Annotated in this window: 27 protein-coding genes and 1 tRNA gene; 14 read left to right on the top strand and 14 right to left on the bottom strand. The window is 70.0% G+C overall.

Annotated features, from left to right (window positions below; translation table 11 throughout):
• Positions 1-162: 162 nt before the first annotated feature.
• Together ACFY0U_RS14935 and ACFY0U_RS14930 are read right to left on the bottom strand one after the other, a co-directional pair.
• A complete protein-coding gene (locus ACFY0U_RS14935) occupies positions 163-1,248 on the bottom strand; it encodes an NlpC/P60 family protein (protein WP_388635164.1) in 1,086 nt (361 codons plus the stop codon).
• Positions 1,249-1,437: 189 nt separating this feature from the next.
• Complete coding sequence (locus ACFY0U_RS14930) at positions 1,438-2,232, bottom strand: class I SAM-dependent methyltransferase (protein ID WP_388635162.1); 795 nt, start codon at positions 2,230-2,232, stop codon at positions 1,438-1,440.
• Positions 2,233-2,445: 213 nt separating this feature from the next.
• Here ACFY0U_RS14930 and mshA point away from each other — a divergent pair, with 213 nt between their 5' ends.
• A complete protein-coding gene (gene mshA / locus ACFY0U_RS14925; RefSeq protein WP_388635160.1) occupies positions 2,446-3,783 on the top strand; it encodes a D-inositol-3-phosphate glycosyltransferase in 1,338 nt (445 codons plus the stop codon).
• Entirely contained in the window at positions 3,776-4,306 is a 531-nt protein-coding gene (locus ACFY0U_RS14920; RefSeq protein WP_388635158.1) for a YbjN domain-containing protein, read from the top strand. The genes mshA and ACFY0U_RS14920 overlap by 8 nt, the downstream gene beginning before the upstream one ends.
• 15 nt (positions 4,307-4,321) lie before the next feature.
• On the opposite strand, the gene ACFY0U_RS14915 is transcribed toward ACFY0U_RS14920, so the two are convergent.
• On the bottom strand, positions 4,322-4,822 hold the full coding sequence (locus ACFY0U_RS14915; RefSeq protein WP_388635156.1) for a hypothetical protein: 501 nt from the start codon (positions 4,820-4,822) through the stop codon (positions 4,322-4,324).
• 69 nt (positions 4,823-4,891) lie between these two features.
• The gene (locus ACFY0U_RS14910; protein WP_388635154.1) at positions 4,892-5,680 is read right to left on the bottom strand and encodes an AraC family transcriptional regulator; all 789 of its coding nucleotides are present in this window, start codon (positions 5,678-5,680) and stop codon (positions 4,892-4,894) included.
• Between the two features lie 49 nt (positions 5,681-5,729).
• Here ACFY0U_RS14910 and ACFY0U_RS14905 point away from each other — a divergent pair, with 49 nt between their 5' ends.
• A complete protein-coding gene (locus tag ACFY0U_RS14905; protein WP_388635152.1) occupies positions 5,730-6,158 on the top strand; it encodes a DUF2000 family protein in 429 nt (142 codons plus the stop codon).
• Between the two features lie 137 nt (positions 6,159-6,295).
• Here ACFY0U_RS14905 and ACFY0U_RS14900 read toward each other — a convergent pair whose 3' ends face one another.
• Positions 6,296-7,555: an MDR family MFS transporter gene (locus ACFY0U_RS14900; RefSeq protein ID WP_388635150.1), complete on the bottom strand. Its 1,260-nt coding sequence runs from the start codon at positions 7,553-7,555 to the stop codon at positions 6,296-6,298.
• A gap of 165 nt (positions 7,556-7,720) precedes the next feature.
• Here ACFY0U_RS14900 and ACFY0U_RS14895 point away from each other — a divergent pair, with 165 nt between their 5' ends.
• Both ACFY0U_RS14895 and ACFY0U_RS14890 read left to right on the top strand, forming a co-directional pair.
• Positions 7,721-8,482, top strand: coding sequence for a phosphoglyceromutase (locus ACFY0U_RS14895; RefSeq protein WP_388635148.1), 762 nt, complete (start codon positions 7,721-7,723; stop codon positions 8,480-8,482).
• Between the two features lie 370 nt (positions 8,483-8,852).
• Positions 8,853-9,179 (top strand): GYD domain-containing protein, encoded by a 327-nt coding sequence (locus ACFY0U_RS14890; RefSeq protein WP_055715829.1) that lies wholly within the window; start codon positions 8,853-8,855, stop codon positions 9,177-9,179.
• A gap of 233 nt (positions 9,180-9,412) precedes the next feature.
• Here ACFY0U_RS14890 and ACFY0U_RS14885 read toward each other — a convergent pair whose 3' ends face one another.
• From ACFY0U_RS14885 to phoU, 3 genes are all read right to left on the bottom strand, one after another.
• On the bottom strand, positions 9,413-9,853 hold the full coding sequence (locus tag ACFY0U_RS14885) for an META domain-containing protein (protein WP_388635146.1): 441 nt from the start codon (positions 9,851-9,853) through the stop codon (positions 9,413-9,415).
• Between the two features lie 262 nt (positions 9,854-10,115).
• Complete coding sequence (locus ACFY0U_RS14880; protein WP_388635144.1) at positions 10,116-10,274, bottom strand: hypothetical protein; 159 nt, start codon at positions 10,272-10,274, stop codon at positions 10,116-10,118.
• A 189-nt stretch (positions 10,275-10,463) separates the two neighbouring features.
• Positions 10,464-11,153 carry a phosphate signaling complex protein PhoU gene (gene phoU / locus ACFY0U_RS14875; protein WP_388635142.1) on the bottom strand — a complete coding sequence of 230 codons (690 nt, stop codon included), beginning with the start codon at positions 11,151-11,153 and terminating at the stop codon, positions 10,464-10,466.
• A 235-nt stretch (positions 11,154-11,388) separates the two neighbouring features.
• Between phoU and ACFY0U_RS14870 the strand changes: the two genes are divergently transcribed.
• Positions 11,389-12,636 carry a sensor histidine kinase gene (locus ACFY0U_RS14870; protein ID WP_388635140.1) on the top strand — a complete coding sequence of 416 codons (1,248 nt, stop codon included), beginning with the start codon at positions 11,389-11,391 and terminating at the stop codon, positions 12,634-12,636.
• Positions 12,633-13,313, top strand: a complete 681-nt coding sequence (locus ACFY0U_RS14865) for a response regulator transcription factor (protein WP_015659563.1) — start codon at positions 12,633-12,635, stop codon at positions 13,311-13,313. Before ACFY0U_RS14870 ends, ACFY0U_RS14865 begins: the two co-directional genes overlap by 4 nt.
• A gap of 86 nt (positions 13,314-13,399) precedes the next feature.
• Here the strand turns inward: ACFY0U_RS14865 and ACFY0U_RS14860 are convergent, their stop codons facing one another.
• Positions 13,400-14,062 (bottom strand): DUF461 domain-containing protein, encoded by a 663-nt coding sequence (locus ACFY0U_RS14860; RefSeq protein WP_388635138.1) that lies wholly within the window; start codon positions 14,060-14,062, stop codon positions 13,400-13,402.
• A gap of 613 nt (positions 14,063-14,675) precedes the next feature.
• Here ACFY0U_RS14860 and ACFY0U_RS14855 point away from each other — a divergent pair.
• The 6 genes from ACFY0U_RS14855 to ACFY0U_RS14830 all read left to right on the top strand — a co-directional run bounded on the left by ACFY0U_RS14855 (position 14,676) and on the right by ACFY0U_RS14830 (position 21,153).
• Positions 14,676-15,158, top strand: a complete 483-nt coding sequence (locus tag ACFY0U_RS14855) for a CarD family transcriptional regulator (protein ID WP_003953493.1) — start codon at positions 14,676-14,678, stop codon at positions 15,156-15,158.
• Positions 15,159-15,484: 326 nt separating this feature from the next.
• On the top strand, positions 15,485-16,237 hold the full coding sequence (ispD, locus tag ACFY0U_RS14850; RefSeq protein ID WP_388635136.1) for a 2-C-methyl-D-erythritol 4-phosphate cytidylyltransferase: 753 nt from the start codon (positions 15,485-15,487) through the stop codon (positions 16,235-16,237).
• Positions 16,227-16,718 carry a 2-C-methyl-D-erythritol 2,4-cyclodiphosphate synthase gene (ispF, locus tag ACFY0U_RS14845; protein ID WP_388635134.1) on the top strand — a complete coding sequence of 164 codons (492 nt, stop codon included), beginning with the start codon at positions 16,227-16,229 and terminating at the stop codon, positions 16,716-16,718. Before ispD ends, ispF begins: the two co-directional genes overlap by 11 nt.
• A 117-nt stretch (positions 16,719-16,835) precedes the next feature.
• A complete protein-coding gene (cysS, locus tag ACFY0U_RS14840; protein WP_388635132.1) occupies positions 16,836-18,236 on the top strand; it encodes a cysteine--tRNA ligase in 1,401 nt (466 codons plus the stop codon).
• A gap of 101 nt (positions 18,237-18,337) precedes the next feature.
• On the top strand, positions 18,338-19,279 hold the full coding sequence (rlmB, locus tag ACFY0U_RS14835; RefSeq protein WP_388635130.1) for a 23S rRNA (guanosine(2251)-2'-O)-methyltransferase RlmB: 942 nt from the start codon (positions 18,338-18,340) through the stop codon (positions 19,277-19,279).
• Between the two features lie 248 nt (positions 19,280-19,527).
• Positions 19,528-21,153, top strand: a complete 1,626-nt coding sequence (locus ACFY0U_RS14830) for a DoxX family membrane protein (RefSeq protein WP_388635128.1) — start codon at positions 19,528-19,530, stop codon at positions 21,151-21,153.
• 105 nt (positions 21,154-21,258) lie between these two features.
• On the opposite strand, the gene ACFY0U_RS14825 is transcribed toward ACFY0U_RS14830, so the two are convergent.
• From ACFY0U_RS14825 to ACFY0U_RS14815, 3 genes are all read right to left on the bottom strand, one after another.
• Complete coding sequence (locus tag ACFY0U_RS14825; RefSeq protein ID WP_388635126.1) at positions 21,259-21,990, bottom strand: NDP-sugar synthase; 732 nt, start codon at positions 21,988-21,990, stop codon at positions 21,259-21,261.
• 117 nt (positions 21,991-22,107) lie between these two features.
• Positions 22,108-22,563 (bottom strand): hypothetical protein, encoded by a 456-nt coding sequence (locus tag ACFY0U_RS14820; RefSeq protein ID WP_388635124.1) that lies wholly within the window; start codon positions 22,561-22,563, stop codon positions 22,108-22,110.
• Between the two features lie 233 nt (positions 22,564-22,796).
• Positions 22,797-23,885, bottom strand: coding sequence for an ABC transporter ATP-binding protein (locus ACFY0U_RS14815; protein ID WP_388635122.1), 1,089 nt, complete (start codon positions 23,883-23,885; stop codon positions 22,797-22,799).
• A 215-nt stretch (positions 23,886-24,100) separates the two neighbouring features.
• On the opposite strand from ACFY0U_RS14815, the gene ACFY0U_RS14810 reads away from it, so the two are divergent.
• Positions 24,101-24,174 (top strand) — tRNA-Thr (locus ACFY0U_RS14810).
• A 46-nt stretch (positions 24,175-24,220) separates the two neighbouring features.
• Here the strand turns inward: ACFY0U_RS14810 and ACFY0U_RS14805 are convergent.
• Both ACFY0U_RS14805 and ACFY0U_RS14800 read right to left on the bottom strand, forming a co-directional pair.
• Positions 24,221-24,700: a GNAT family N-acetyltransferase gene (locus ACFY0U_RS14805; protein WP_388635120.1), complete on the bottom strand. Its 480-nt coding sequence runs from the start codon at positions 24,698-24,700 to the stop codon at positions 24,221-24,223.
• Positions 24,697-25,590, bottom strand: coding sequence for an aminoglycoside phosphotransferase family protein (locus tag ACFY0U_RS14800; protein WP_388635118.1), 894 nt, complete (start codon positions 25,588-25,590; stop codon positions 24,697-24,699). Before ACFY0U_RS14800 ends, ACFY0U_RS14805 begins: the two co-directional genes overlap by 4 nt.
• Positions 25,591-25,739 lie beyond the last annotated feature (149 nt).

Genomic DNA, 25,739 nt, shown 5'->3' with positions numbered 1-25,739 from the left:
GGCGGCCGCTGTCATATGCCGCGTTCCCTACCGCAGTTGGACACCCCGCCCGAGGTGCGGGAATGACGAACGTCACGTCCGCACCGGGTTTGGGAGCCCGTCGGCGTGCGGTGCGTCACGTGACCCCGGTCTCAGGCGCCCACGGTCTCAAATGCCCGTATTTCAGGCGTCCGGTCGCACGACCGCCAGGATCGGCATGGATCCCGCCCCCGCGATCGTCACCGTCCGCCCGGGCCGCGGGGCGTGGATGATCGCGCCGTCGCCGATGTACATCGCGACATGGCTGGCGTCGTCGTTGTAGATGATGAGGTCGCCGGGCCGCATGTCCGCGACGTCGACGTGCTTCAGCTGCTTCCACTGCTGCTGCGAGGTCCGCGGAATGGCCTGCCCGGCACTGGCCCAGGCCTGCGAGGTCAGCCCCGAGCAGTCGTACGATCCCGGCCCCTCGGCGCCCCATTCGTAGGGCTTGCCTATCTGGGCGGTCGCGTACTCCACGGCCTTCTTGCCCTGTGCGGACGCCTTGCCGTTGATCTCGTCGAGGACCCCGGAGTCCAGCCAGGCGGTCTGCGCCTGGTAGGCGGCCCGCTGCTCCAGCCGCGCGAGGCGCTCCTTCTCCTCCTTCTCCAGCTGGGACTCGAGCTCCTCCGCCGCCGCGATCTGCTTCTTGACCTTCTTCTTGGCGGCGGCCTTCGCTTTCCGGTTGGTCTCCAACTTGTCCCACTGCGCGGAGGCGTCCTTGGCGTACAGCTCCAAGTCCTCCTGGGTGCGGGTCATTTCCGCGATGAGGCCCTTGGTGGCGCGCTGGCCCTGGAGGATCCGGCCCGCGCCGTTGAGGAACTGCTGCGGATCGTCGCTGAGCATCAGCTGCGCCTCGTCGGGCAGTCCGCCGGAGCGGTACTGGGCGGCGGCCGCGTCGCCCGCGCGCTTCTCCAGCTCCGCCAGCTTCTCCTTGCCCTTGACGATCTTCTTCGCCAGGGCCACGATCGCGGCCGACTGCTGGTCGGCGGCCTCCTCGGCGGCGTTGTACTCGTCCGTGGCGACGGCGGCGTCGTGATAGAGGTCGTCCAGCTTCTTGCGTACGGCCTCAAGGTCCTTGTTGGTCCCGGTGGTGGCCGCCGCCGAAGGTGAAGGTGTGGGACTGGGAGTGGGACTCGGACTGGCGAACGCCGTACCCGGCGCCGCGAGCACCGTGACCGCACAGACCACGGTCACAGCAGCCGTCACCAGCCCGCGCTTGCCCGCACCCATACCCCAGCCCCCAACCTGATTTACCGTCAGTAACTTACGGACGCCCGGGGATCGTGCCATGTCGTGACAGAAAACGACAGAGGCAGTACGTCCCTCCCCCTGATCCACCCGCCCCAAGACGATCTCCCCGCCTTTGTGACGAACGACTCACGGAGATCGTTCCCCGCAGGTCAGGCGGGCGCGTGAGGTTCACCCGCGCGGGGCCAACGCCCCCCACGCCACGGTGACTTCCCCCTGTCGCCACCGCACCGGCCCATCGGTGACCGGCCAGTCGGCGGTCAGATCCCGTACCGCGCGGATCCAGCGCTGGCGGGCGCCGTACGAGGCGTAGGGCGCGGCGGCGGCCCAGGCGCGGTCGAAGTCGCGCAGGAAGGCGTGCACCGGCTCACCGGGGACGTTGCGGTGGATGAGCGCCTTCGGCAGTCGCTCGGCGAGGTCGGACGGCCGCTCCAGCGACCCCAGCCGGGTCGCGAAGGTCACCGTCCGTGGCCCCTCCGCGCCCAGCGCGACCCACACATGCCGCCGCCCGATCTCGTCACACGTCCCCTCGATGAGCAGCCCACCCGGCGCGAGCCGCGCACACAGCCGCGCCCACACCTCGGCGACCTCGGCCTCCTCGTACTGCCGCAGCACATTGGCGGCCCGAATGAGCACCGGCCGCGGCTGGACCGGAACCTCGAACCCCCCGTGCCGGAACTCCAGCCCCTCCCGCTCGTACGGCTTCGCGGCCGCGACCCGGGCGGGCTCGATCTCCACGCCGACGACACGCGCGCGTGGCGCGACGCTCCGGATGCGCTCCAGCAGCTCGACGGCGGTCCAGGGCGCGGCCCCGTACCCGAGGTCGACGGCTACGGGGTCACCGGCCCGCCGCAGCTCGGCGCCGTGCGTGGCGGCAATCCAGCGATCCATGCGCCGCAGCCGGTTGGGGTTGGTGGTCCCGCGAGTCACTGTGCCCACGGGGCGGGTGGTGGCGCGGGATGTCATGCCTACGAGGGTATGTGCGCTGACGGCCAAGAGTTCTCGCCCCCGGAGGGGACCCTGGACGCACCCACCTCCCGAACAGTTGAGCGACCCTCGGTAATGCCTCAGCAAAATTCGTCGCACCCGGAATGGGAACCCGGCCCTCCGATGTTGCACCCCCTTGGAGGGCGCCCCACACCCTCCGTCAGGCATGCCCGCTGCGAGGAGGACCGCCACGTGAGCCAGTACGTCAGCAGGCTCGGGCGACGCTCCCCGGCCGCGCCCCCGCGGCTGCGGCTGCACCGCCGCCCCCGCCGTGTCGCGATGCTCTCCGTGCACACGTCCCCGCTCCACCAGCCCGGCACCGGCGACGCGGGCGGCATGAACGTCTACATCGTCGAGCTCGCGCAGCGCCTCGCCGCGATCAACATCGAGGTCGAGATCTTCACGCGCGCGACGACCGCCGCACTGGAGCCGACCGTCCAGCTCGCCCCCGGCGTCCTCGTCCGCCATGTCGACGCCGGCCCCTACGAGGGCCTCGCCAAGGAGGAGCTCCCCGCCCAGCTGTGCGCCTTCACGCACGGCGTGATGCAGGCGTGGGCAGGACACCGCCCCGGCTACTACGACCTCGTCCACTCGCACTACTGGCTCTCCGGCCACGTCGGCTGGCTCGCCGCCCAGCGCTGGGGCGTCCCCCTGGTGCACGCCATGCACACCATGGCCAAGGTCAAGAACGCCAACCTCGCCGACGGCGACACCCCCGAACCCGCCGCACGTGTCATCGGCGAGACCCAGATCGTCGACGCCGCGGACCGCCTCATCGCCAACACGGCGGAGGAGGCCGACGAGCTCGTACGCCACTACAGCGCGGACCCCGGCAAGGTCGCCGTGGTCCACCCCGGCGTCAACCTGGACCGTTTCAGCCCCGCCGACGGCCGCGCGGCGGCCCGCGCCCGCCTCGGCCTCCCCCAGGACGCCCTGATCCCGCTCTTCGCGGGCCGTATCCAGCCCCTGAAGGCCCCGGACATCCTCCTGCGCGCCGTCGCCGTCCTCCTCGACGAGCGCCCGGAACTCCGCTCCCGCCTGGTGGTCCCCATCGTCGGCGGCCCCAGCGGCAGCGGCCTCGCCAAGCCCGAGGGATTGCAGAAGCTGGCCGCCCGGCTCGGCATCGCGGACGTCGTACGGTTCCGTCCGCCCGTCGGCCAGGAACAGCTCGCGGACTGGTTCCGGGCCGCGTCCGTGCTGGTCATGCCGTCGTACAGCGAGTCCTTCGGCCTGGTCGCCATAGAGGCCCAGGCGGCCGGCACCCCCGTCCTCGCGGCGGCGGTGGGCGGCCTGCCGGTGGCCGTACGCGACCAGCAGACCGGCTTCCTCGTACGAGGCCACAACCCCGCCGACTACGCGCGCGTGCTCCGCGACCTCGCCGACGACCCCCACCTCGCGCCCCGCATGGGCGAGGCCGCCGCCCGGCACGCGCAGTCCTTCGGCTGGGACACCGCGGCCGCCGCGACGGCGGACGTCTACACGGCCGCGATGCAGGCCCACCGGCGTCGCGTACGCTCCCACCATGGCTGAGGAGCAGAAGGCGGCGCAGGTCATCGAGGGTGTCCTCAAGGACAACGAACTGGAGTGGGAGAGCCCGGCCCCCGGCAACTACGTCGTCCAGCTCCCCGGCACCCGCAAGCTGAAGACGACGGTCTCCCTCCTGGTCGGCCGTCACTCCCTCTCCCTGAACGCCTTCGTCGTCCGCCACCCCGACGAGAACGAGTCCGGCGTCCACCGCTGGCTCCTGGAGCGCAACCTCAAGCTGTACGGCGTGAGTTACGCCGTGGACCGGCTCGGCGACGTCTACGTCACCGCCAAGCTCCCCCTCGCCGCCGTCACCGCCGACGAGATCGACCGCCTCCTGGGCCAGACCCTGGAGGCGGCGGACGGCAGCTTCAACACCCTGCTGGAGCTCGGTTTCGCGTCCGCGATCCGCAAGGAGTACGAGTGGCGCGTGGCCCGGGGTGAGTCGACCCGCAACCTGGACGCGTTCGCGCATCTGACCCAGCGCCCGTCTTCTGATGTGGCCGACCCGTCCGACCGGACCGACTGACGCCGGGCCGGCGCGTCAGGAGTCGCCGGGCGGCAGGGACGAGTCCGGCTGGGGCTCGCTGGTGGGATCGGGGTCCTCGCCGGAGGGCTCGCCCTTGTCGAGCTCGTCGGCGAACGCGCGCAGGGCGTCCGCCAGTTCCTTCTTGGTGGGCAGCTCGTCGACCTTCCTGTCGAGCTCCGCGATACGCCGGTTGAGCTCGTCCAGCTCACTGGGCGCGGACGGCTCGTCGCTGGGGTCTTCGGTGGGGTGGTCCGGTTCCGTGAACGTCGGGCTCGGGCCGCTGCCGCCGGTGGTGTCGCCGCCGCCGGAGCCCGAGCCGCCGGTGCCCCCGTCCGCCGGGACGCTGATCTCCACGGAGGGCTCGGCGGTGGGCTCGTCGTCCGAGGTCGCCGCGAGGGCGGCGCCGACGCTGAGGGCCACGAGGGCGGCCGCGCCGACGACGGCGGTGGAGAAACGTCTGACTCTTAAGGTGCGGTCGGGCTGTGAAGTGCCTTGTGTGTCCTCTGAGTTGTCCATGGACCGACGCTAAGCGGCACTGATCACCGGACGGGCGTCTTCCGTCGAACTACTCGAACGAACGTCCGCTTACTTCGTGTACCGCCCGGGCGTGACCCCCACCAACTTCCTGAAGTGCCGGGTGAGATGGGACTGGTCGAAGAAGCCGGTGGCGCCGGCCACCTCGCTCGGTCGCACCCCGTCGAGCAGGAGCCGCCGGGCGCGGTCGACACGGCGGGAGTTGAGGTACTGGTGCGGGGCGATGCCGTAGGCGGCGCTGAACGCCCGTACCAGATGGGCGGGATGCGCGTGCACCAGCGCGGCGGCCTCGTCGAGGGTGACCCCCTCGACCACCCGCTCGTCCAGGAGCTCGCGCAGCCGGCGGGCGAGCGCGGGGTCGGCGCGCGGGACGTCGGTGAGCAGGCGCGGCCGCAGCTGAGCGGTGAGCCGCTCCCCGATGAACGTCAGTCTGCTCGCCGCCTCCAGCTCGTCGCCGGGATGGTCCAGGGCGTGGTGCAGCTGTCCGACGCGCTGCCGCAGCAGGGGGTCGCGCAGATCGGGGGTGTCGACGGCGGCCCCGACGAGGTCCTCGCCCAGCAGCGAGGTGTCGAGATAGATGACCCGCTTGCGGAAACCGTCCGGGGTGGCAGGGGAGCCGTTGTGCGGGACGTGCGGCGGCAGCAGGGACACCGTGTCGTGCGGGGTGCCGTGCTCGTGCCGGTCGAGGTCGTACCGTACGGCCCCGTCGTCCACGATCAGCAGCGTCCACGCGTCATGGACGTGCATCGGGTACGCGTACCCGGTGAAGTGCGCGTGGAAGACCTCCACGACGCCCGGGACGGCGGGGCGCCACGCGGAGACGGTCTGCCGGGCGGCCATGCAAAGAACGTACAAGACGGTGTCGTACGGCGTTCGGCAGTCTCAGTGCATGAGCGACGACGCACCCATCCGATTCGATACGAAGATCGCCGTCCTGCTGCGGGAGGACCTGGAGCCGTGGCAGCGGCTGAACGTCACCGCGTTCCTGGTCAGCGGCCTCGGCACGGTGGTTCCCGAGGTGGTCGGGGAGCCCTACGAGGACGCCGACGGGGTGTCCTATCTGCCGATGTTCCGCCAGCCGGTGATGGTCTTCGAGGGGACGAAGGAGACGCTGACGGCGGCGCATACGCGTGCGCTGTCGCGGGGGCTGCCGTGCTCGGTCTTCACGGGCGACCTGTTCTCGACGGGCAACGACCGGGACAACCGGGCGGCGGTGCGGGCCGTGGGGACGGGGGAGTTGGATGTGGTGGGGATGGCGGTCTACGGGGCGCGGAACGGGGTGGACAAGGTGGTGAAGGGGGCGCGGATGCATCCGTGAGGGGGCGTCAGGGGGTGCGCTTCTTCGTCACGAAGTCGTCGCCGGTACGCCAGCGCCAGCGGTCCGGCACCACCCGGCAGCCGTTCTCCTGGAAGATCGGCTCGGAACTGTCGGGCATGCCCGTCTCCCGCCCGGGGTCAGGCCGCGCTGACTTCGGGCTCGGCGGTGACGGGTGGCTCGGTCGGCTGTGGGTCCTCGGCGGGCAGGCGCCGCATCAGCATGCTGTACCCCACCGCGGCGAGCGTGCCGACGACCGCGCACAGTCCCCACAGCCATTCGGCGCCGTAGTGGTCGATGATCAGGCCGGACATCAGCGGGGCGACGAGGGAGGCGACGGCCCAGGACAGGGTGTACATGCCCTGGTAGCGGCCGCGGCCGTGCACGGGGGAGAGGCGGACGACGAGGCTGGTCTGGGTGGGCGCGTTGACGATCTCGGCGAGGGTCCAGACGCAGACCGTGAGGGCGAAGACGCCGATGGAGCCGGCGAAGGCGGTGAGCCCGAAGCCGTATCCGGCGAGCAGGGACGAGATGACGAGCAGCCGGCGCGGATCGCGGTGCTGGATGTACCGGGTGACCGGGATCTGCAGGGCGACGATGAGCACGCCGTTGACGGCGATCGCCATGCCGTAGTCGGCGGGGGTGAACCCGGCCTCGCCCATCGCCACCGGCAGCCCGACCGAGCCCTGCTGGAAGACGAGGGCGATGAGGAAGGACAGCCCGACCACACCCATGTAGCGCCCGTCGCGGAGCACGGTGCCGAGCCCGACCTCGCTGTCCGCCGCCTTCTCGGTGAGCGTGCGCTCGGGCCGCGACTCGGGCAGCTTCAGGAAGATCACGATCGCACAGGCGGCCGTCATGCCGGCCTCGATGAGGAACCCGGCGAGGTAGCTGAACTCGGCGATGAACCCGGCGGCCATGGAGGAGATGGCGAACCCGAGGTTGATCGCCCAGTAGTTGAGCGAGAAGGCCCGCACCCGGTCCTCGGGCCGCACGATGTCGGCCATCATCGCCTGCACGGCGGGCCGTGAGGCGTTGCTGGTCATGCCGACGAGGAAGGCGACGGCGGCGATGGCGACCGGGTGGTGCATGAAGCCGAGCAGGGCGACGGAGGCGGCGGTGGAGGCCTGGGCGATGAGCAGCGTGGGCCGCCGTCCCAGCCGGTCGGTCATGACGCCGGCACCGACGGACGAGACGACACCGCCCAGCCCGTGCAGGGAGGCGACGAGACCGGCGAAGGCGGCGGAGTAGCCACGGTCGAGCGTGAGGTAGAGCGCCATGAAGGTGGCGACGAAGGCACCGAGCCGGTTGACGAGGGTGCTGGTCCACAGCCACCAGAACTCGCGGGGGAGCCCGGAGACGGATTCGCGCAGGGCACGTCTCAAGGTGGCTGATGACATGGTGGGTCCCCCGAGGTGATGTAAGCGTCTCTAGCGGCAACGGCAACTTACAATCGACGCGCTCGGGGAGGCCACTCAATTAACAGATCCCGTCAACCGTCCGCCCGCCGTCCGCCTGCCGAACGGCGGCACAAGCGATCGAGTCGGTGGATTACGCTCATACGCATGGCCGACGCACCGTACAAGCTGATCCTCCTCCGCCACGGCGAGAGCGAGTGGAACGCGAAGAACCTGTTCACCGGCTGGGTGGACGTGAACCTGAACGAGAAGGGCGAGAAGGAGGCGGTCCGCGGTGGCGAGCTCCTGAAGGACGCCGATCTCCTCCCCGACGTGGTCCACACGTCCCTCCAGAAGCGCGCCATCCGTACGGCGCAGCTCGCGCTGGAGTCCGCGGACCGCCACTGGATCCCGGTCCACCGCTCCTGGCGCCTGAACGAGCGTCACTACGGCGCCCTCCAGGGCAAGGACAAGGCGCAGACCCTCGCGGAGTTCGGCGAGGAGCAGTTCATGCTCTGGCGCCGCTCCTACGACACCCCGCCGCCCGCGCTCGAGGACGGCACGGAGTACTCCCAGTCGGACGACCCGCGCTACGCGACGATCCCCCCGGAGCTCCGCCCCCGCACGGAGTGCCTGAAGGACGTCGTCGTCCGCATGCTCCCGTACTGGTACGACGGCATCGTCCCCGACCTCCTCGCCGGCCGCACGGTCCTGGTCGCGGCCCACGGCAACAGCCTCCGCGCCCTGGTCAAGCACCTCGACGGCATCTCCGACGCCGACATCGCGGGCCTGAACATCCCCACGGGCATCCCGCTCTACTACGAACTGAACCCCGACTTCACCCCGGTCACCCCGGGCGGCAAGTACCTCGACCCGGAGGCGGCCGCAGCGGCCATCGAGGCGGTCAAGAACCAGGGCAAGAAGAAGTAACGCGCCACACTTAAGCCCCCCACCTGCGGTTTCCCTGCGGTGGGGGGCTTCTCAGTGGCCTCGGGCCGTCACGTGTGTCATCGCCGACGGCGGATGCGGACGTCGAGGACGATCAACAGGGCTGTAGGGATGACGACCTCAGCGGGGGCGTTGGCCCAGAGGGCGAGTGCCGGTCGGCCGTGCCGAGCAGCGCGATCGGCAGGTCGCGGGGACTGACGTGGGCTTCGATGCCGTAGTTCCGATGCGGCGCGGTCGCTCACAGCAGTGGCCCTGCCGGTCATCATCCCGGCCGTTCGGGGGAGACGCGTGTGGCCTCGGGGGCGTATCCCGTCCTGCGGGGCATTCCTTTCTGGGACGAAAGGGAGACGCGATGCCGCTCTATCTATCGAGGTTCAGCTACACGCCGGAGACTTGGGCGAGACTCATCGGTCACCCCGAAGACCGCGCGAAGGCCGCTCAGTCGTACATCGAGTCCGTCGGCGGCAAGCTCCACGGATTCTGGTACGCGTTCGGCACCCGCGACGGCTACAACCTGTGGGAGGCCCCCGACAACGTCTCCATGGCCGCGGTCGCCCTGGCGATCAGCGGAGGCGGCGCGCTCAGCTCGTTCGAGACGACCGTTCTCCTGACCGTCGACGAAACGATGGATGCCCTGCGCAAAGCCGGGCAAGTCCAATACCGGGCCCCGGGCGCGTAGCGGTCCAGGTGGCCGGCGGCGACGAGCAAGTCCCAGTGGCCAACGCGGTCACCGCTACCAGGACAGCCACGAGGTTCAGCGCGAGCGACAGACCCATGCTTGGAGGCTAGCCATACGGGTGGACTTCAAGAAGCCTCCACGGCAACACGGTTCGGACGGAGAGCAGCGAACGCAGAAGTGCGTCAAGGCGTGCCTGCCAACGTGTGGCGCGCTGGACGACCTGGGGCGATGTCTCACCGCCTCAGGGTGATCACGTGGCCGTTCGGGCCGGTGAGGGTGAGGGTGTGGGCGGTCACCCGGGCCTCGTAGGTGCCGGCGGAGGGTATGACGTCGACATGGGCGGGCGGGTAGCAGGCGATCATCGTCGCCCCGTACTCGCTGTCGAAGGTGATCGTGGACCGGTCGACATCCACGACTGCCTTGCCCCAGATGGTGTTGCAGCCGTCGTGGCCGGTGACGGTGCGTTTGTCGTCGTTGAACATCAGCCCCGCAGTGGAACCCTTCGGCACGGAGTGAGTGACGCCGTCGACAGTGATGGTGTGGGCGTGCCATCCGACACCCGTGAGGGAGGGCGGCGCGGTGCGCGGGCCGTCGTTGCCGGACTGAGCGAAGGACGTGGTGGTGAGGGCGGCGGTCGCGAGGGCGGTGGAGGCGAGGAGAACGGTCCGCTTCATGACCGTCCGACGTGACGGCAGGGAGAACGGTTCCGGGACGGGAGGTGTCAGCTGCCGCTTTCACGTTCTCCTGAGGCAGGAAGACCCAGGCGTAGACGCCGCCTACGAGAACGGCTTGAGCGCTCACGTACATCACCGTCCTCCGGGCCACCACGGACGTCCTCCTCACGGTCACCGAACCCCGGGCACCACCCCGAGCCCACGAAAAGGGCCCCGGCGCGATCACCGGGGCCCTCACCGTCGTACGACAAGAAGCGCGACGTCAGCCGCACTGGCACGGATTGCCCGACTGGCACCCGCACCCGCAGCCCGAGCCGCAGCCGCACGCGCCGATCAGCATCAGGTTCCTGATCTCGGCGGGCTGCTCGGTCGGGCGTTCCTGTGTGGGGTCGGGCGTGGGGGTACTGGGGTATTCGGCCATGGGTCCCTCCTCAAGGCAAGGGTCTGACTCTCGGCACAGACCCTGTGCCCATTGCATGCCCGCCCACGAGGTCGCATCAACGGCGCACTGAGGCTTGCGCGCGCCCCGAACAGGCCCCCGCACACCTCAGTCCGACCAGGACCCGGGCCCCGCACACGGCACGGACCCGCACACCCCGGCCAAGAGCCCTCAGGCCCCCTCCACCCCCGTCACCGGCTGGATGTCCGCCTGCAGATCGTCCGCGTGCTCACCCGTCACCAGGAACACCACCCGCTTGGCCACCGACACCGCGTGATCGGCGAACCGCTCGTAGTAGCGGCCCAGCAGGGTCACGTCCACGGCCGTCTCGATGCCGTGCTTCCAGCGGTCGTCCAGCAGGTGCTGGAAGAGGGTGCGGTGCAGCAGGTCCATCTCGTCGTCGTCCTGCTCCAGCTGGAGCGCGAGGTCGACGTCCTTGGTGATGATGACCTCCGCCGCCTTCGCCATCAGGCGCTGCGCGAGCTGGCCCATCTCCAGGATCGTGGCGTGCAGGTCGTGCGGGATGGCCCGCTCCGGGAAGCGCAGCCGGGCCAGCTTCGCCACATGCTGGGCGAGGTCACCCGAGCGCTCCAGGTCCGCCGACATCCGCAGCGAGGTCACGACGATACGGAGGTCCGTCGCCACCGGCTGCTGCCTGGCGAGCAGGGCTATGGCCCGTGCCTCCAGGTCGTGCTGGAGGTCGTCGACCTTCTGGTCGGCCTCGATGACGCTCTCGGCCAGCTTCAGGTCGGAGTCGAGGATGGACGTCGTGGCGCGCCCGATCGCCGACCCCACCAGTCGGGCCATCTCCACCAGGCCGTCGCCGATGGAGTCAAGTTCCTCGTGGTACGCGTCCCGCATCAGGGATCCCTCTCTTACGTCTGCCTCGGGGGTTCCGGGGGTCAGAACCAGCCACCGGATACGTCCGACAACCGGCGCTGTGAACCCCACGCTCCCACGTTCGGCCCTGTACGCGTCGAATTCCGTCACCCCAAATGAACCATCACTGGCTCCAAGGTGAACTCTGGGCGACGAGTGTTCGAGCTCGCACCTCGAAGGCTGTGGCCAGGAGCGATCCCGTGCCTAACCTGGACGCATGGACGTGAACGCGGCGGTCGCCGCATTGGCAGCGATCGCCGGAGCACTTACCGGCGTGATCGCCATGCTGGCGTTCCGCTTCAGCGAGCGGGAGCAGAAACGCCCCACCCGCACCTCGCTGCACACCGACCCGGTGCTCCCGCCGGGCGTGGACACCGTCCTGTCCGTCCTCCGCTCCTCCGCCGTCGTCCTCGACGAGGCCGACGGTGTCGTCAAGGCCAGCTCGGCCGCCTACGCCCTCGGCCTGGTCCGCGGCGGCAAACTCGCCGTCGAGCCCATGCTCCAGATGGCCCGCGACACCAGGAGGGACGGAGAGATACGACAGGTCGAACTGGATCTGCCGAGAAGGGGAACCGGACGCGGCGAGGCCCTCGCGGTCTCCGCCCGGGTCGCCCCCCTCGGCTCGCGGCTGGTCCTCCTCCTGGTCGAGGACCTCACCGAGGCCCGCCGTATAGAGGCGGTCCGCCGCGACTTCGTGGCGAACGTCAGCCATGAGCTCAAGACCCCGGTCGGCGCCCTCTCCCTGCTGTCCGAGGCCGTCATGGACGCCTCCGACGACCCCGAGGCGGTGACGCGCTTCGCCGGCCGGATGCAGATAGAGGCCACCCGGCTGACCAACCTGGTCCAGGAGCTCATCGATCTGTCGAGGGTCCAGAACGACGACCCTCTCGAGGACGCCGAGCCGGTCCGGATCGACGAACTCGTCGCCGAGGCCATCGACCGCTGCCGCCACCAGGCCGGCGCCAAGCAGATCACCATGGCCGCCGGCGGCGCCGCGGACCTGAGGATCTGGGGCAACCGCGGCCAGCTCGCCGCCGCCCTCGGCAACCTCGTCGAGAACGCCGTGAACTACTCCCCGGCCCGCACCCGCGTCGGCATAGCCGCCCGCCGGGTGACCGCCCCCGGCGGAGACCTCATCGAGATCGCCGTGACCGACCAGGGCATCGGCATCTCCGACAAGGACAAGGAGCGCATCTTCGAGCGCTTCTACCGCGTCGACCCGGCCCGCTCCCGTGCCACCGGCGGCACGGGCCTGGGCCTGGCGATCGTCAAACACGTGGCCGCCTCCCATGCCGGGGAGGTCACGGTGTGGAGCTCGGAGGGACAAGGCTCCACGTTCACCCTGCGGCTGCCGGAGGCGGGGGCTGCCCGCGACCGTGCACATCACCCGGCCGACCTCGATGACGAGGACGGACCCGACCCATCCCCGTACGAACCGCTTCCCGCCCCGGAGGTCCTTCCGTGACCCGAGTGCTTGTCGTCGAGGACGAGGAGTCCTTCTCCGACGCCCTGTCGTACATGCTCCGCAAGGAGGGCTTCGAGGTCGCGGTAGCGACCACGGGCCCCGACGGACTCGACGAGTTCGAGCGCAACGGCGCCGACCTCGTCCTCCTCGACCTGATGCTGCCCGGTCTGCCCGGCACCGAGGTGTGCCGCCAGCTGCGCGGCCGCTCCAACGTGCCCGTGATCATGGTGACCGCCAAGGACAGCGAGATCGACAAGGTCGTGGGGCTGGAGATAGGAGCCGACGACTATGTCACCAAGCCCTTCTCCTCCCGCGAACTGGTCGCCCGTATCCGGGCCGTCCTGCGCCGCCGCGGCGAGCCCGAGGAGGTCACCCCGGCCGCGCTGGAGGCCGGCCCGGTCCGCATGGACGTGGACCGTCACGTGGTCACGGTCTCCGGCTCCAAGGTCGACCTCCCCCTCAAGGAGTTCGACCTCCTCGAAATGCTCCTGCGCAACGCCGGCCGCGTCCTGACCCGCATGCAGCTCATCGACCGCGTCTGGGGCGCCGACTACGTCGGCGACACCAAGACCCTCGACGTCCACGTCAAGCGCCTGCGCGCCAAGATCGAACCGGACCCGGGCGCGCCGAGGTACCTGGTGACGGTCCGGGGCCTGGGCTACAAGTTCGAGCCGTAAGCCGTAAGCCGTACGACGACGAAGGGCGGGACCTCCGAAGAGGTCCCGCCCTTTCGTCTACGGCGAGATTCTCGCCGTAGGACTGCTCAGTGCCCGGCGGCCGCGCTCTCGGTCGCCGTGGCGGAGGCCGAGGCCGCGTCGGTCGCGGTCTCCGTCGCCGAAGGCGAGGCCGTGCCGGTGGCCGACTCGGTCGGGGAGGGCGAGGTGCCCTCGCCGGTGCCCGGCGCCTCGGGGATCTCGGTGGGGCCCCACTTCTCGAAGAAGCTCTTGGCCGGCACCACGAAGGCCCGCAGGCTCACCGCACCGGTCTTGCTGAAGGTGAAGGTGATCTTCTGGGCGTTGCCGTCCTGGACCGCCTCACGGCTGCTGGACAGGACCGCGGAGGCGTTGCCCTCACCGCCGATGACAAGGGAGCCGCCGGCCGGGATGGTCAGCTTGCCCTTCCCCTTGGCGGCGGTGAGCTCGGCGGTCTTGCCGGCGTCGTCCACGGTGACCGAGTCCAGCGTCTCGGCGGTGGGGCCGCTGTTGAACAGGGTCGCGGAGATCACGGCCGGACCTGTCGACTCCAGGTCGGGCTGGGTGATGACGACCGCGTTCTGGATCTGGATGTCACCGACGGAGGTGGCCGCGTTGTCCGGCTTGATCTCCAGGGTCTGGGCGTTGTTGCCGGCCGCACACGCGGAGAGCGAGGCGATCGAGAACGCGATGGCGGCGGCCGCGAGGGCACCGCGTCGAAGGCTGCTGCTCACGGCGGCGGCAACTCCTTGACTCGAACGGGGCGGGCGCATAAAGCCGCCCTAAGTGTCTGTCAGCGGCCTTAGGTTACCGAGCCGTTCCCGCGTCACCGCACCCGACCCTCCCCAACGGGCCGTCTTCGCACCGCAGGGGCTAGTCACCACCCCCCACAAGTGACTCACGAGTCACTTTGAGCCCGCACTCGTCCGCCATTCACATAAGAGTCCTCCGCACCCGCTCGCAAATCTTCCGTGAAGGAAATCGCGATCGCCCACGAAATTGATCACGGGCTGATCCGGTGAGTGCTCACGATTGCGAGTGATCAATTCCGGAAACGGCGCGGAAGCGACTCAGGCCACCGAACGGAGTAGCGGAAGTCGCACACATGGAACCAGACATATGGGGACGTTCGTCTACGCTGAAGGGCCTCCGGATGTGTGTAACGTACGCGTTTCACCTCCCCCGGAGAGCTGCTCCGACCTGCGAATACCTTCTTCCGCTCGGCCTGCGCAGCACGTTCCTGTTGCTGTTGTCAAGCCCCGAGATATGCCCTGACCTGCGAAAACGCCATTCAGAACCCGCAGTTTCCGTGTTACCCTGGATAGCCACGGAAGGGGTACCTGTCACATGACGTTCAAGGTTGGCGACACCGTGGTCTATCCCCATCACGGGGCCGCGCTGATCGAGGCCATCGAAACTCGCCAGATCAAAGGCGTGGACAAGACCTACTTGGTGCTGAAGGTCGCCCAGGGTGACCTGACGGTACGTGTGCCAGCGGACAATGCGGAGTTCGTCGGCGTGCGTGATGTGGTCGGTCAGGACGGGCTGGACCGGGTCTTCGAGGTGCTGCGCGCGCCGTACGCCGAGGAGCCCACGAACTGGTCGCGTCGTTACAAGGCAAATCTGGAGAAGCTCGCCTCCGGCGATGTCATCAAGGTCGCGGAAGTCGTGCGTGACCTGTGGCGTCGTGAGCGTGAGCGCGGACTTTCCGCAGGTGAGAAGCGCATGCTCGCCAAGGCCCGCCAGATCCTGGTGAGCGAGCTCGCCCTCGCGGAGAACACGAACGAAGACAAGGCCGAGGCCCTGCTCGACGAGGTCCTCGCGTCCTGACGACGCACGCTGCCGCCAGGTTCGGCTCAGCACATTGCTGCGTTCTCTGAAAAGAGAAACGCCGCAGAGAAATGCCGCGGTGCCCGATGACGTAACCATTGTCGCCGGGCGCTGCGGCATGTTCGCGCCCGGACACTGATCCGGTTCGGCGCGGATCGGACCTGTCCCGGCGCTCACATCTTTCGGGGACAAGCCCCGATACTTGGCGTGCCGGGCCCGGGCAGCAGGCTCGACCGGCGTCACGGAAGGGTCCGGTCAAGGCGTCGCGCCCGGCACGCTGTCTGTCGTACCCACCTTGGCCGAGCACACAAACCTGACAGGAACCGATGTCTGACGATTCGCGCCCTTCGCGCGCCGAAGTCCGCACGGCGGTCGTGATTCCGGCCGCCGGCCGGGGCGTACGACTCGGCCCGGGCGCCCCCAAAGCGCTCCGAGCGCTGAACGGCACCCCCATGCTGATCCACGCGGTCCGCGCGATGGCCGCCTCCCGCGCGGTCTCCCTGGTCGTCGTCGTGGCACCGCCCGACGGCGCCGCCGAGGTCAAGAGCCTCCTCGACGCCCACGCCCTCCCCGAGCGCACCGACTTCCTGGTCGTCCCCGGCGGCAAGGAACGCCAGGACTCCGTGAAGCTCGGCCTGGACGCCCTGCCGCCGGACTACGACATCGTCCTCGTCCACGACGCCGCCCGCCCGCTGGTCCCCGTGGACACGGTGGACGCGGTCATCGACGCCGTACGCGAGGGCGCCACGGCCGTCGTCCCCGCCCTGCCCCTCGCCGACACGGTGAAGGAGGTCGAGCCGGCCGCGGTCCCGGGCGACCCCGAGCCCGTCGTCGCCACCCCGGAGCGCGCCCGCCTCCGCGCCGTCCAGACGCCGCAGGGCTTCGACCGCGCGACCCTGATCCGCGCCCACGAGACGGTCACCGACAACGTCACCGACGACGCGAGCATGATCGAGCAGCTCGGCGAGACGGTCGTGGTGGTCCCCGGCCACGAGGAGGCCTTCAAGGTGACCCGCCCGCTGGACCTGGTCCTCGCGGAGGCGGTCCTGGCGCGCAGGAGGCTCAACGATGGCTTCTGAGTTCACGCTGCCGCAGGTCGGCATCGGCACTGACATCCACGCCTTCGAAGAGGGCCGCGAACTGTGGTGCGCCGGCCTCAAGTGGGAGGGCGAGGGCCCGGGCCTGGCCGGTCACTCCGACGCCGACGTCGTCGCCCACGCCGCGTGCAACGCGCTGTTCTCGGCGGCCGGCCTCGGCGACCTGGGGCAGCACTTCGGCACGGGGCGCCCCGAGTGGTCGGGTGCGTCCGGGACCACCTTGCTGACGGAGGCGGCCCGGATCGTGCGGGACGCCGGCTTCCGGATCGGCAACATCGCCGTACAGGTCGTAGGACCGCGTCCGAAGATCGGCAAGCGCCGCGACGAGGCCCAGAAGATCCTGTCGGAGGCGGCGGGGGCACCGGTGTCGGTGTCGGGGGCTACGACGGACGGCCTCGGATTCCCCGGGCGGGGCGAGGGGTTGATGGCGATCGCGACGGCCTTGGTGGTCCGACAGGCGTGACCGCACCGACCTAGGGGCGCGGGGAACTGCGCGACCAGCCCCCACCGGCCCGCACCTGGCAACGGCCAAACCGCCGGGCGGCGCACCGCACTGCCCGCCGCCCACTACCCTGGTGTCGTGACTATTCGGCTGTACGACACCAGCGCCCGGCAGATCCGTGACTTCACCCCGCTCACAGCGGGTTGTGTCTCGATCTACCTCTGTGGTGCCACCGTGCAGGCCGCACCGCACATCGGGCACATCCGGTCCGGTCTGAACTTCGACATCATGCGCCGCTGGTTCGAGTACCGCGGCTACGACGTCACGTTCATCCGCAACGTCACCGACATCGACGACAAGATCATCGCCAAGTCGCACGACCAGGGCCGCCCCTGGTGGTCCATCGGCTACGAGAACGAGCGGGCGTTCAACGACGGCTACCAGGCCCTCGGCTGCCTCCCGCCGACGTACGAACCGCGCGCCACCGGGCACGTCCCCGAGATGATCGAGATGATGCGCGGCCTCATCGAGCGCGGTCACGCCTACGAGGCGGACGGCAACGTCTACTTCGACGTGCGCTCCTTCCCGGGCTACCTCCAGCTGTCCAACCAGGAGCTGGACAACCTGCTCCAGCCCGCCGCGGACGGCGAGACCGGCAAGCGCGACCCCCGTGACTTCGCGCTGTGGAAGGCGACCAAGCCGGGCGAGCCCGACTGGGAGACCCCGTGGGGCCGTGGCCGCCCCGGCTGGCACCTGGAGTGCTCGGCCATGGCCCACAAGTACCTGGGCACCGCCTTCGACATCCACGGCGGCGGCCTCGACCTGATCTTCCCGCACCACGAGAACGAGATCGCCCAGGCCAAGGCCTACGGCGACGACTTCGCCGCGTACTGGGTGCACAACGCCTGGGTCACGATGAGCGGCGAGAAGATGTCGAAGTCGCTCGGCAACAGCGTCCTCGTCTCCGAGATGGTCAAGGCGTGGCGCCCGATCGTCCTGCGCTACTACCTCGGCACCCCGCACTACCGCTCGATGATCGAGTACAGCGAGGAGGCCCTGCGCGAGGCCGAGTCGGCGTTCGCGCGCATCGAGGGCTTCGTGCAGCGGGTCGTCGAGAAGGCCGGGGGAGTCGTCGAGCCCTCCGCCGAGGTCCCGCCCGCCTTCGCCGAGGCCATGGACGACGACCTGGGCGTCCCGCAGGCACTCGCCGTCGTGCACACCACGGTCCGCCAGGGCAACAGCGCGCTGGCCGCCGACGACAAGGAAGCCGCCGTGGCCCGCCTCGCCGAGGTCCGCGCCATGCTCGGCGTCCTCGGCCTCGACCCGCTCGACGCCCACTGGGCCGGCGAGGAGAGCCGCGGCGAGGACCTGCACGGCGTGGTCGACAGCCTCGTACGACTCGTCCTCGACCAGCGCGAGTCGGCCCGCGCCCGTAAGGACTGGGCCACCGCGGACGCCATCCGCGACCAGCTCGTCCAGTCGGGTCTGAGCATCGAGGACGGCCCCCAGGGACCGCGCTGGACGCTCGGTCCGCGCTAGCCCGCTTTCTTGATCGATTGTGCCGCCCGGCCCTCCGGGCGGCACACTGCATAGACGTACGTATTGATTCAGCGCATCACTCTGTAGAGAACAGGTAGGTCATGGCCGCGAACAACCGCCGCATGTCCGGCAAGAAGGGCGCGCAGGTCGGCAGTGGCGGCCAGCGACGCAAGGGCCTCGAGGGCCGGGGGCCGACGCCGCCCGCCGAGATGCGCAAGAAGCACAAGGCGAACCGCATCGCCAACGCCAAGGCCAAGCAGGCCGCCCGCCGTCCTACGCCGCGCGGCCGGGGCGGCAAGGGCACGTCCGAGATGGTCGTCGGCCGCAACCCCGTCGTCGAGGCGCTGCGCGAGGGCGTGCCCGCGGTGACGCTGTACGTCCAGCAGTTCATCGACAACGACGAGCGGGTGCGCGAGGCGCTCCAGCTCGCGGCCGAGCGCGGCGGCATCAACCTCATGGAGGCGCCCCGCCCCGAGCTCGACCGTATGACCAACGGGCTCAACCACCAGGGCCTGGTCCTCCAGGTCCCGCCGTACGAGTACGCCCACCCCGAGGACCTCGCCAGCGCCGCCTACGACAACGGCGAGGACCCGCTGATCGTGGCGCTGGACGGCGTCACCGACCCGCGCAACCTGGGCGCCGTCGTCCGCTCGGTCTCCGCCTTCGGCGGCCACGGCGTCGTCGTGCCCGAGCGCCGCGCGGCCGGTATGACCGCCGGTGCCTGGAAGACGTCCGCCGGCACCGCCGCCCGTACCCCCGTCGCCCGCGCCACCAACCTGACGCGCGCCCTTGAGGGGTACAAGAAGGCGGGCATCACCGTCGTCGGCCTCGCCGCCGACGGAGAGCACGAGATCGGCGACCTGGAGGCCCTGGGCGGCCCGGTCGTCATCGTCGTCGGCAGCGAGGGCAAGGGCCTGTCCCGACTGGTCGGCGAGACCTGTGACTACCGCGTCCGGATCCCGATGCCGGGCGGCGCGGAGTCGCTGAACGCGGGCGTGGCGGCGGGTGTCGTGCTGTACGAGGCGGCTCGTCGGCGGGCCTGACAGACGTCGGCGTCGGCAGGCGGAGCCCGCCGGTCGGAGGCCGGCGCAGGCGTCCGAAGCCGCGCAGCGTGCGAGGGCGGCAGACAAGAGGGGTCGAGGCGGCTCGTCGGCGGGCCTGAACAGGTGTCCGGCGCTGTCACCTGTTCAGGGTAATCTCGCCTCCTTCCGGGCGATGGGGGCGAGCTTGACGCGGTCCGGACACATCCGGGCAGTCAAAGCAGTGTCCTAAACACACGTCACTCGGTTAGATGAGTGTGGACACCAGAACACCCCGCACACCCACGGGGGACCGCTCGTCGGGATTCGATTCCGGATTCGACGACGCTCCCGCGCTGAGCATGGTGAAGGTGCCGAGCGATCCGGCGCAGGTCATCGTCAATCACGCCAGCTTCCGCGTGCAGTTGGGCGCGTCGACGAGACGTGCCGCCCAATCCCCGCGGATCGCACGGCACTTGAGCGCCGCCGAGGACACCGCCCGGATGCCCGCCGTGGGTACCACGGCCACCGGCGCGGCCCGCCGCCGCCCGGTCGTCTGGAGCGGCAGGTCCGCCCCCGACGACACCGGCGCCCACCGCCTGCTCCAGGCCGTGCGCGGTGGCGGCGTCCGCCCGGTCGACGAGCCCTCCGCCGACGCCGGAGCCACCCAGGTCATCCCCCGAATCGACGTCTACGACGACGAGTTGGCCCAGACCGTCGAGACCCCCGTCGTCGGCGCCCAGCGCACCTACGACGGCGACGAACCCCGCCTCCTCCCCGACATGCGGACCGTCGGCAGCGCCTACGACGAGGAACTCGCCTACGGGGACGAGGAGTTCGAGGACACGGCGCGATCCGGCGACACCGGCACGCCCCCCAGGCGCCACGGCGTCGACCCCGCGCGGCACGCCTACTACCCGGGCCGCCGCATGAACCTGGGCGTCGTCCTCCTCCCGCTGCGCATCTTCCTCGGCTTCATCTCCATCTACGCCGGCATGGGCAAGCTCTGCGACCCCGTCTACTTCGACGGCGGCAAGCGCGGCTCCATGGTCAAGTGGCTCAACACCCTGCACCCCTGGGAAGTCGCCGAGCCACTGCGTCAGTTCGCCCTCCAGCACCCCGTCGGCTCCGGCCTCGTCATCGCCTTCCTCCAGGTCATCGTGGGCGTGCTCACGATCCTGGGCTGCTGGCAGCGGATCGGTGCCGCCGTCGGCGCGCTGCTCTCCGCCGCGCTCCTGCTCACCGTCAGCTGGAAGAGCGTCCCCGCCTACGACGCGCCCGACATCATCTACCTCGCCGCCTGGTCCCCGCTGATCATCGCCGGCGCCCCCGTCTACTCCATCGACGGACGCCTCGCCGGCAGCGCCTGGCGCCGCCTCGGACCCCGCTCCGACATCTGGGAGCTGCGTCGCTACGTCCTGCGCCGCGGCGCCCTCGTCACGGCCGTCGTCATCGGGCTCACCCTGCTGATCGGCTCGATGCTCGGCGGTGCCGTCCGCGACGCCGACCGCATCATCGTCCCCGGCCCCGGCGACGCCCCGCGCAACGAACTCCCCGGCTCCCCGCTGCCGCAGCCACCCGGCGAGCGCAAGAAGACCCCGTCCGCCTCCACCTCGCCCACCCAGGGCGCCACGGCGGGCACGGCCAGCCCCTCCGGCGCCGCCACCACCCCGGGCGCCACCAGGGACACCAGCACCACCACCGGCGCCCCCAGCCAGACCCAGGGCACCGGCCAGGCCCCGCCCCAGCAGTCCTCCCCGACCGGAGGCGCCCCCAGCACCAGCTCAGGACCGACCGGCGGCACCGGCTCCACGGGCGGCACCGGCGGCACGACAGGCGGCTCGGACACCGGAGGCTCCTCCGGCGAACCGGGCCTGGTAGGCGGCCTGTTGGGGTAGCTGAGCCGGTGGGAGGCATTCTTGGGCAGCCCACCGGCTGACTCCGACGACAGCAGCACAGAAGGGCCCCGCACCGAAAGGTGCGGGGCCCTTCTGACGCAACCGCTAGCGCCCCAGAGCGGCCAGCTCCTTGGCCGCCTCCTTCAGATCCTTCGCGGTGTCGATGGCCCGCCAGTACGCCCCGTGCGGAATCGGATACCCGGCGAGCCGCCGCTCGCGCGCCAGATGCGGGAACGTGGTCCGCTCGTGGTCGCCCCGCTCCGGAAGCATCCCGGCGAACTCGGGGGAGAAGACGTACACACCCGCGTTGATCTCGTACGTGGTCGGCGGCGACTCGATGAAGTCCGTGACCCGGCCGAACCCGTCGGTCTGCACGGCACCCCACGGAATCCGCGGCCGCGCCAACGCCAGCGTCGCGACCGCGTCGCGCTCGGTGTGGAAGTCCGCCATCTCGCGCAGCGAGAACCTGGTCCAGATGTCGCCGTTCGTGGCGTACCAGGGCTGGTCCGGGTGCGGCAGACGCGCCGCCGCGTACTTGAGGCCGCCACCGCGGCCCAGCGGCTCGGTCTCGACGACCGTCGTCACGTTCACGGGCAGATCGGCCGAGTCCAGCCACTTCTGGAGGACGTCGGCGAGATGGCCACAGCTGACCACGACGTCCGTCACGCCCTCCTCGGCGAGCCAGGCAAGCTGATGGCCGATGATCGGAGTCCCCGTGCCGGGGATCTCGACCATCGGCTTGGGCCGGTCGTCGGTGTACGGGCGCAGGCGAGAGCCCTGGCCACCTGCCAGGACGACGGCTTGAACGGGGCGGGACGCGGCGTTCGGATCGGTCATGCCCGAACTGTACGTGGCGTCCCGCGCGCGGATTCTTCCGGTAACCGTTTCTTATTCAGCCGTAACTCTCCACAAGCGGAATAAAGGCCTCCACCCGGTCGGGAGGAGGCCGTTGCCTCAGCTGTGGGCGGCCGCCACACCCGTCGCGTAGGAGGTGTCGCAGACGGGGCGGGCGTAGGACTGCGCACGCGTCGGGCCGTAGACCCGCACCGCCGCGCGGCCGAGCGCGCGGGCGATCGACACACAGTGCCTGGCGAGCGACGGACGGCCGTTCACGGCCTCCTGGAGGTGTGTGAGGGCGACGCCCGGGTTCTCCTCCTGGAGCTCGGTCAGGAGCTTGTCGCGCAGTACGTCCTGCGGCGCGCGTGCCCTGGCCTTCGAGGAGGCGCCGGCCGCCGAGACGTCGGAGGCGGTGAGCACGGAGCCCGAGGGATTCCCCGACCAGTCGACTCGGGTGACCGCGAGGGTCCCGGAGAGCACCAGGACGACGGGCAGGACAAGGGCGAGCGTGCGGCCGATACGTCGGGCGGGGCCCCGGCCGCGTCGCGTCTGTTGGTTAGTGGAGTGCTTCACGCGTGTGAGGGTAGCGCGGGGTGATGATTTGGCGACATTTAGTCACCGGTTCGGGGGATGAAGTGGTGCCTCGAATTGGGTAAGGCGTTGACGCACGCTGCTCGAAATGCCCGGTCTGCCGGGGTATTTGTCGACACTGTTTCGAACGTGAGAAGGGCCCCGCAGCAGTCTGCGGGGCCCTCTTCGTCAACCTGGGTGAATTACCCCGGGATGTACTGCCTGTGGGTCAGTCCTCAGTCGGAGAGACGCTCACCCGTGGACGTCGAGAACACGTGGGTCTCGCCCGAGCGCGGCACGACGTGCAGCGTGCTGCCCTTCTCCGGGACGTCACGGCCGCTGACGCGGACCACGAGGTCCTTGGAGTCGCCGTCGAGCTTGGCGGTGCCGTAGACGTACGCGTCGGCGCCGAGCTCCTCGACCACGTTCACGGTGACCGCGAGACCCAGGTCCGCGTCCGCGCCCGCCACCTCGAAGTGCTCGGGGCGGACACCCACGGTCACGGTCTTGTCGGTGATGCCGGAGACCGCGTCACGCTGGACCGGGACGACGCTCTTGCCGAACTTCACACCGCCGTCGGTGATCGGGACCTCGACCAGGTTCATCGCGGGGGAGCCGATGAAGCCGGCGACGAACAGGTTCGCCGGGCGGTCGTACATGTTGCGCGGGGTGTCGACCTGCTGGAGCAGACCGTCCTTCAGCACGGCCACCCGGTCGCCCATCGTCATGGCCTCGACCTGGTCGTGGGTGACGTAGACGGTGGTGATGCCGAGACGGCGCTGGAGGGACGCGATCTGCGTACGCGTGGAGACACGGAGCTTGGCGTCCAGGTTGGACAGCGGCTCGTCCATGAGGAACACCTGCGGCTCACGCACGATGGCGCGACCCATGGCGACACGCTGACGCTGACCACCGGAGAGCGCCTTCGGCTTGCGGGCCAGGTAGTCGGTGAGGTCGAGGATCTTCGCCGCGTCCTCGACCTTCTGGCGGATCTCCGCCTTCGGCACGCCGGCGATCTTGAGCGCGAAGCCCATGTTGTCGGCGACGGTCATGTGCGGGTACAGCGCGTAGTTCTGGAACACCATGGCGATGTCCCGGTCCTTCGGCGGCAGGTGCGTGACGTCACGGTCACCGATGCGGATCGCACCGCCGTTGACGTCCTCGAGCCCCGCCAGCATGCGGAGCGAGGTGGACTTGCCACAGCCGGACGGACCGACCAGGACGAGGAACTCGCCGTCCTCGATGTGGATGTCGAGCCCGTCGACAGCGGGCTTCTCGGTGCCCGGGTAGATCCGGGTCGCCTTGTCGAACGAAACAGTGGCCATGGTGAAGGGCCCCCTTCTACCGGCAGGAACGTGCCGGACGATCCGTTGTAGGAAGGTGGTGGTGTAGTCCACACAGGTGAACTTGGTGGGACGGTACCTGGCGTTCACCCGATCTGTCAGTAGTCGAGGGCATGTGAACTTCGCCGAAATTTTCGACAGGGCGCGGCCGGGACCTGGGTACACTGCACGGGCGCGTACGCGACAGACGTACGCATGCCTCCTTAGCTCAGATGGCCAGAGCAACGCACTTGTAATGCGTAGGTCGTCGGTTCGAATCCGACAGGGGGCTCTCCACGCGAAAAGCCCAGGTCAGACCCGCTCTGACCTGGGCTTCTTCATGCCCTCCCGCCCAGCGTCCCCAGCGCCTCGTCCGTCAGCCGGTAGACCGTCCACTCGTCCTGCGGACGCGCTCCCAGGGCCTCGTAGAACGCGATCGACGGGGCGTTCCAGTTGAGGACCGACCACTCCAGGCGCTCGTACCCCCGCTCGACGCAGATTCGGGCGAGCTCGGTCAGGAGGGCCTTGCCGTGGCCGCCGCCTCGGGCTTCCGGGCGTACGTAGAGGTCCTCCAGGTAGATGCCGTGGACGCCGCGCCAGGTGGAGAAGTTCAGGAACCACAGGGCGAAGCCGACCGGCTCGCCTGTCGTGTCGTCCTCGGCGATGTGGGCGAAGGCGGCCGGGTGCTCGCCGAAGAGTGCTTCGCGGAGCTGGTCCGGGGTGGCCTTCGCCTCGTCCGGGGCCTTCTCGTAGTCGGCGAGTTCGCGGATCAGGGCGTGGATGACGGGGATGTCGTGGGCGGTGGCGGTGCGGATCATGAAGGGTGGTGGCCTTTCAGGCGGCGGGCGATGTCGAGTTGTTCCGGCTCCAGCGGGCGCCCGTCCTCGATCTCCCACAGGCAGTTCTGGAGTACGCGGCCCAGTGTCCAGGCACGCGCGCGTGGGCGGTCCAGGGCGAGGATGTCCGTCATGGCGTCGAAGCGCCAGCGCACCTCGTCGGGGTCGAAGCGGTTGTCGATGGCGGGGAGGAGGTCGAAGCCGGGGTCGCCGGCGAGGGGTTTGGGGTCGATGGCGAGCCAGGGGGAACGGTCGGCGGCCAGGACGTTCTCGTAGTGGAGGTCCCAGTGCAGGAGGCGGTCTCCGGGTTCGGCCACGACCTCCCGTACCGCCGCCGCGCAGTCGGCGACCAGCCCGCGCGCCTCCGCGTCCGGGATCCGGGTCAGCGCCCACGGTGTCTGTTCCAGCATCGCCCCGGCGATGTCTCCGAGCCCGCGCAGGCCGGCCGGGGCCGGGAACGACGTCAGGTGGGACAGGAGGCGGGCGATGGTGAGGACGGCCTCGCGGGTGTCGGGGACGTGGGAGAGCATGCGGGACGGGTCGAGGCGTTCCAGGAGCATCGTGCCCGTCGTGGGGTCGTGGTCCAGGAGGCGTACGGCGCCGTCGCCGTCCCATGCGCGCAGGGCGACCGGTTCGCCTTCGCTCTCCTCGTCCAGCAACTGGAGTTTCAGTACGGCCGGGAGGCCGTCCGCGCGGCGGACGACCGGCAGGACCAGCGCCGTGACGCCGTGCATGGCGGCGCCGTCCCGGCGTAGGTCCCAGCGGTCGAGGAAGTCCGCTGCCAGCTGGGGCAGTCCGGCGATGAATCTTCGCCCTGCCTCTCCGTTGAACTTCTCCTGCGCCGCCGCCAGTGCCTCCGGAATGTCGATCACCGTTCGAGGCTAATGGCGTGGGTGAAACGGCTCATGCGATTTACCCGGGGCTTCCACAGGGTGTGGAGGTACGTCCGGTTCGAGGAGGAGTTCCTGCGCCGGCGCATGTGCTGGCGACGTTGATCAGTGAGGGTGCGGTGTTGTGGGGC

Source organism: Streptomyces sp. NPDC001536 (genome assembly GCF_042894505.1).
Classification (GTDB): domain Bacteria; phylum Actinomycetota; class Actinomycetes; order Streptomycetales; family Streptomycetaceae; genus Streptomyces.
This window is presented reverse-complemented; position numbering and strand designations above follow the sequence as displayed.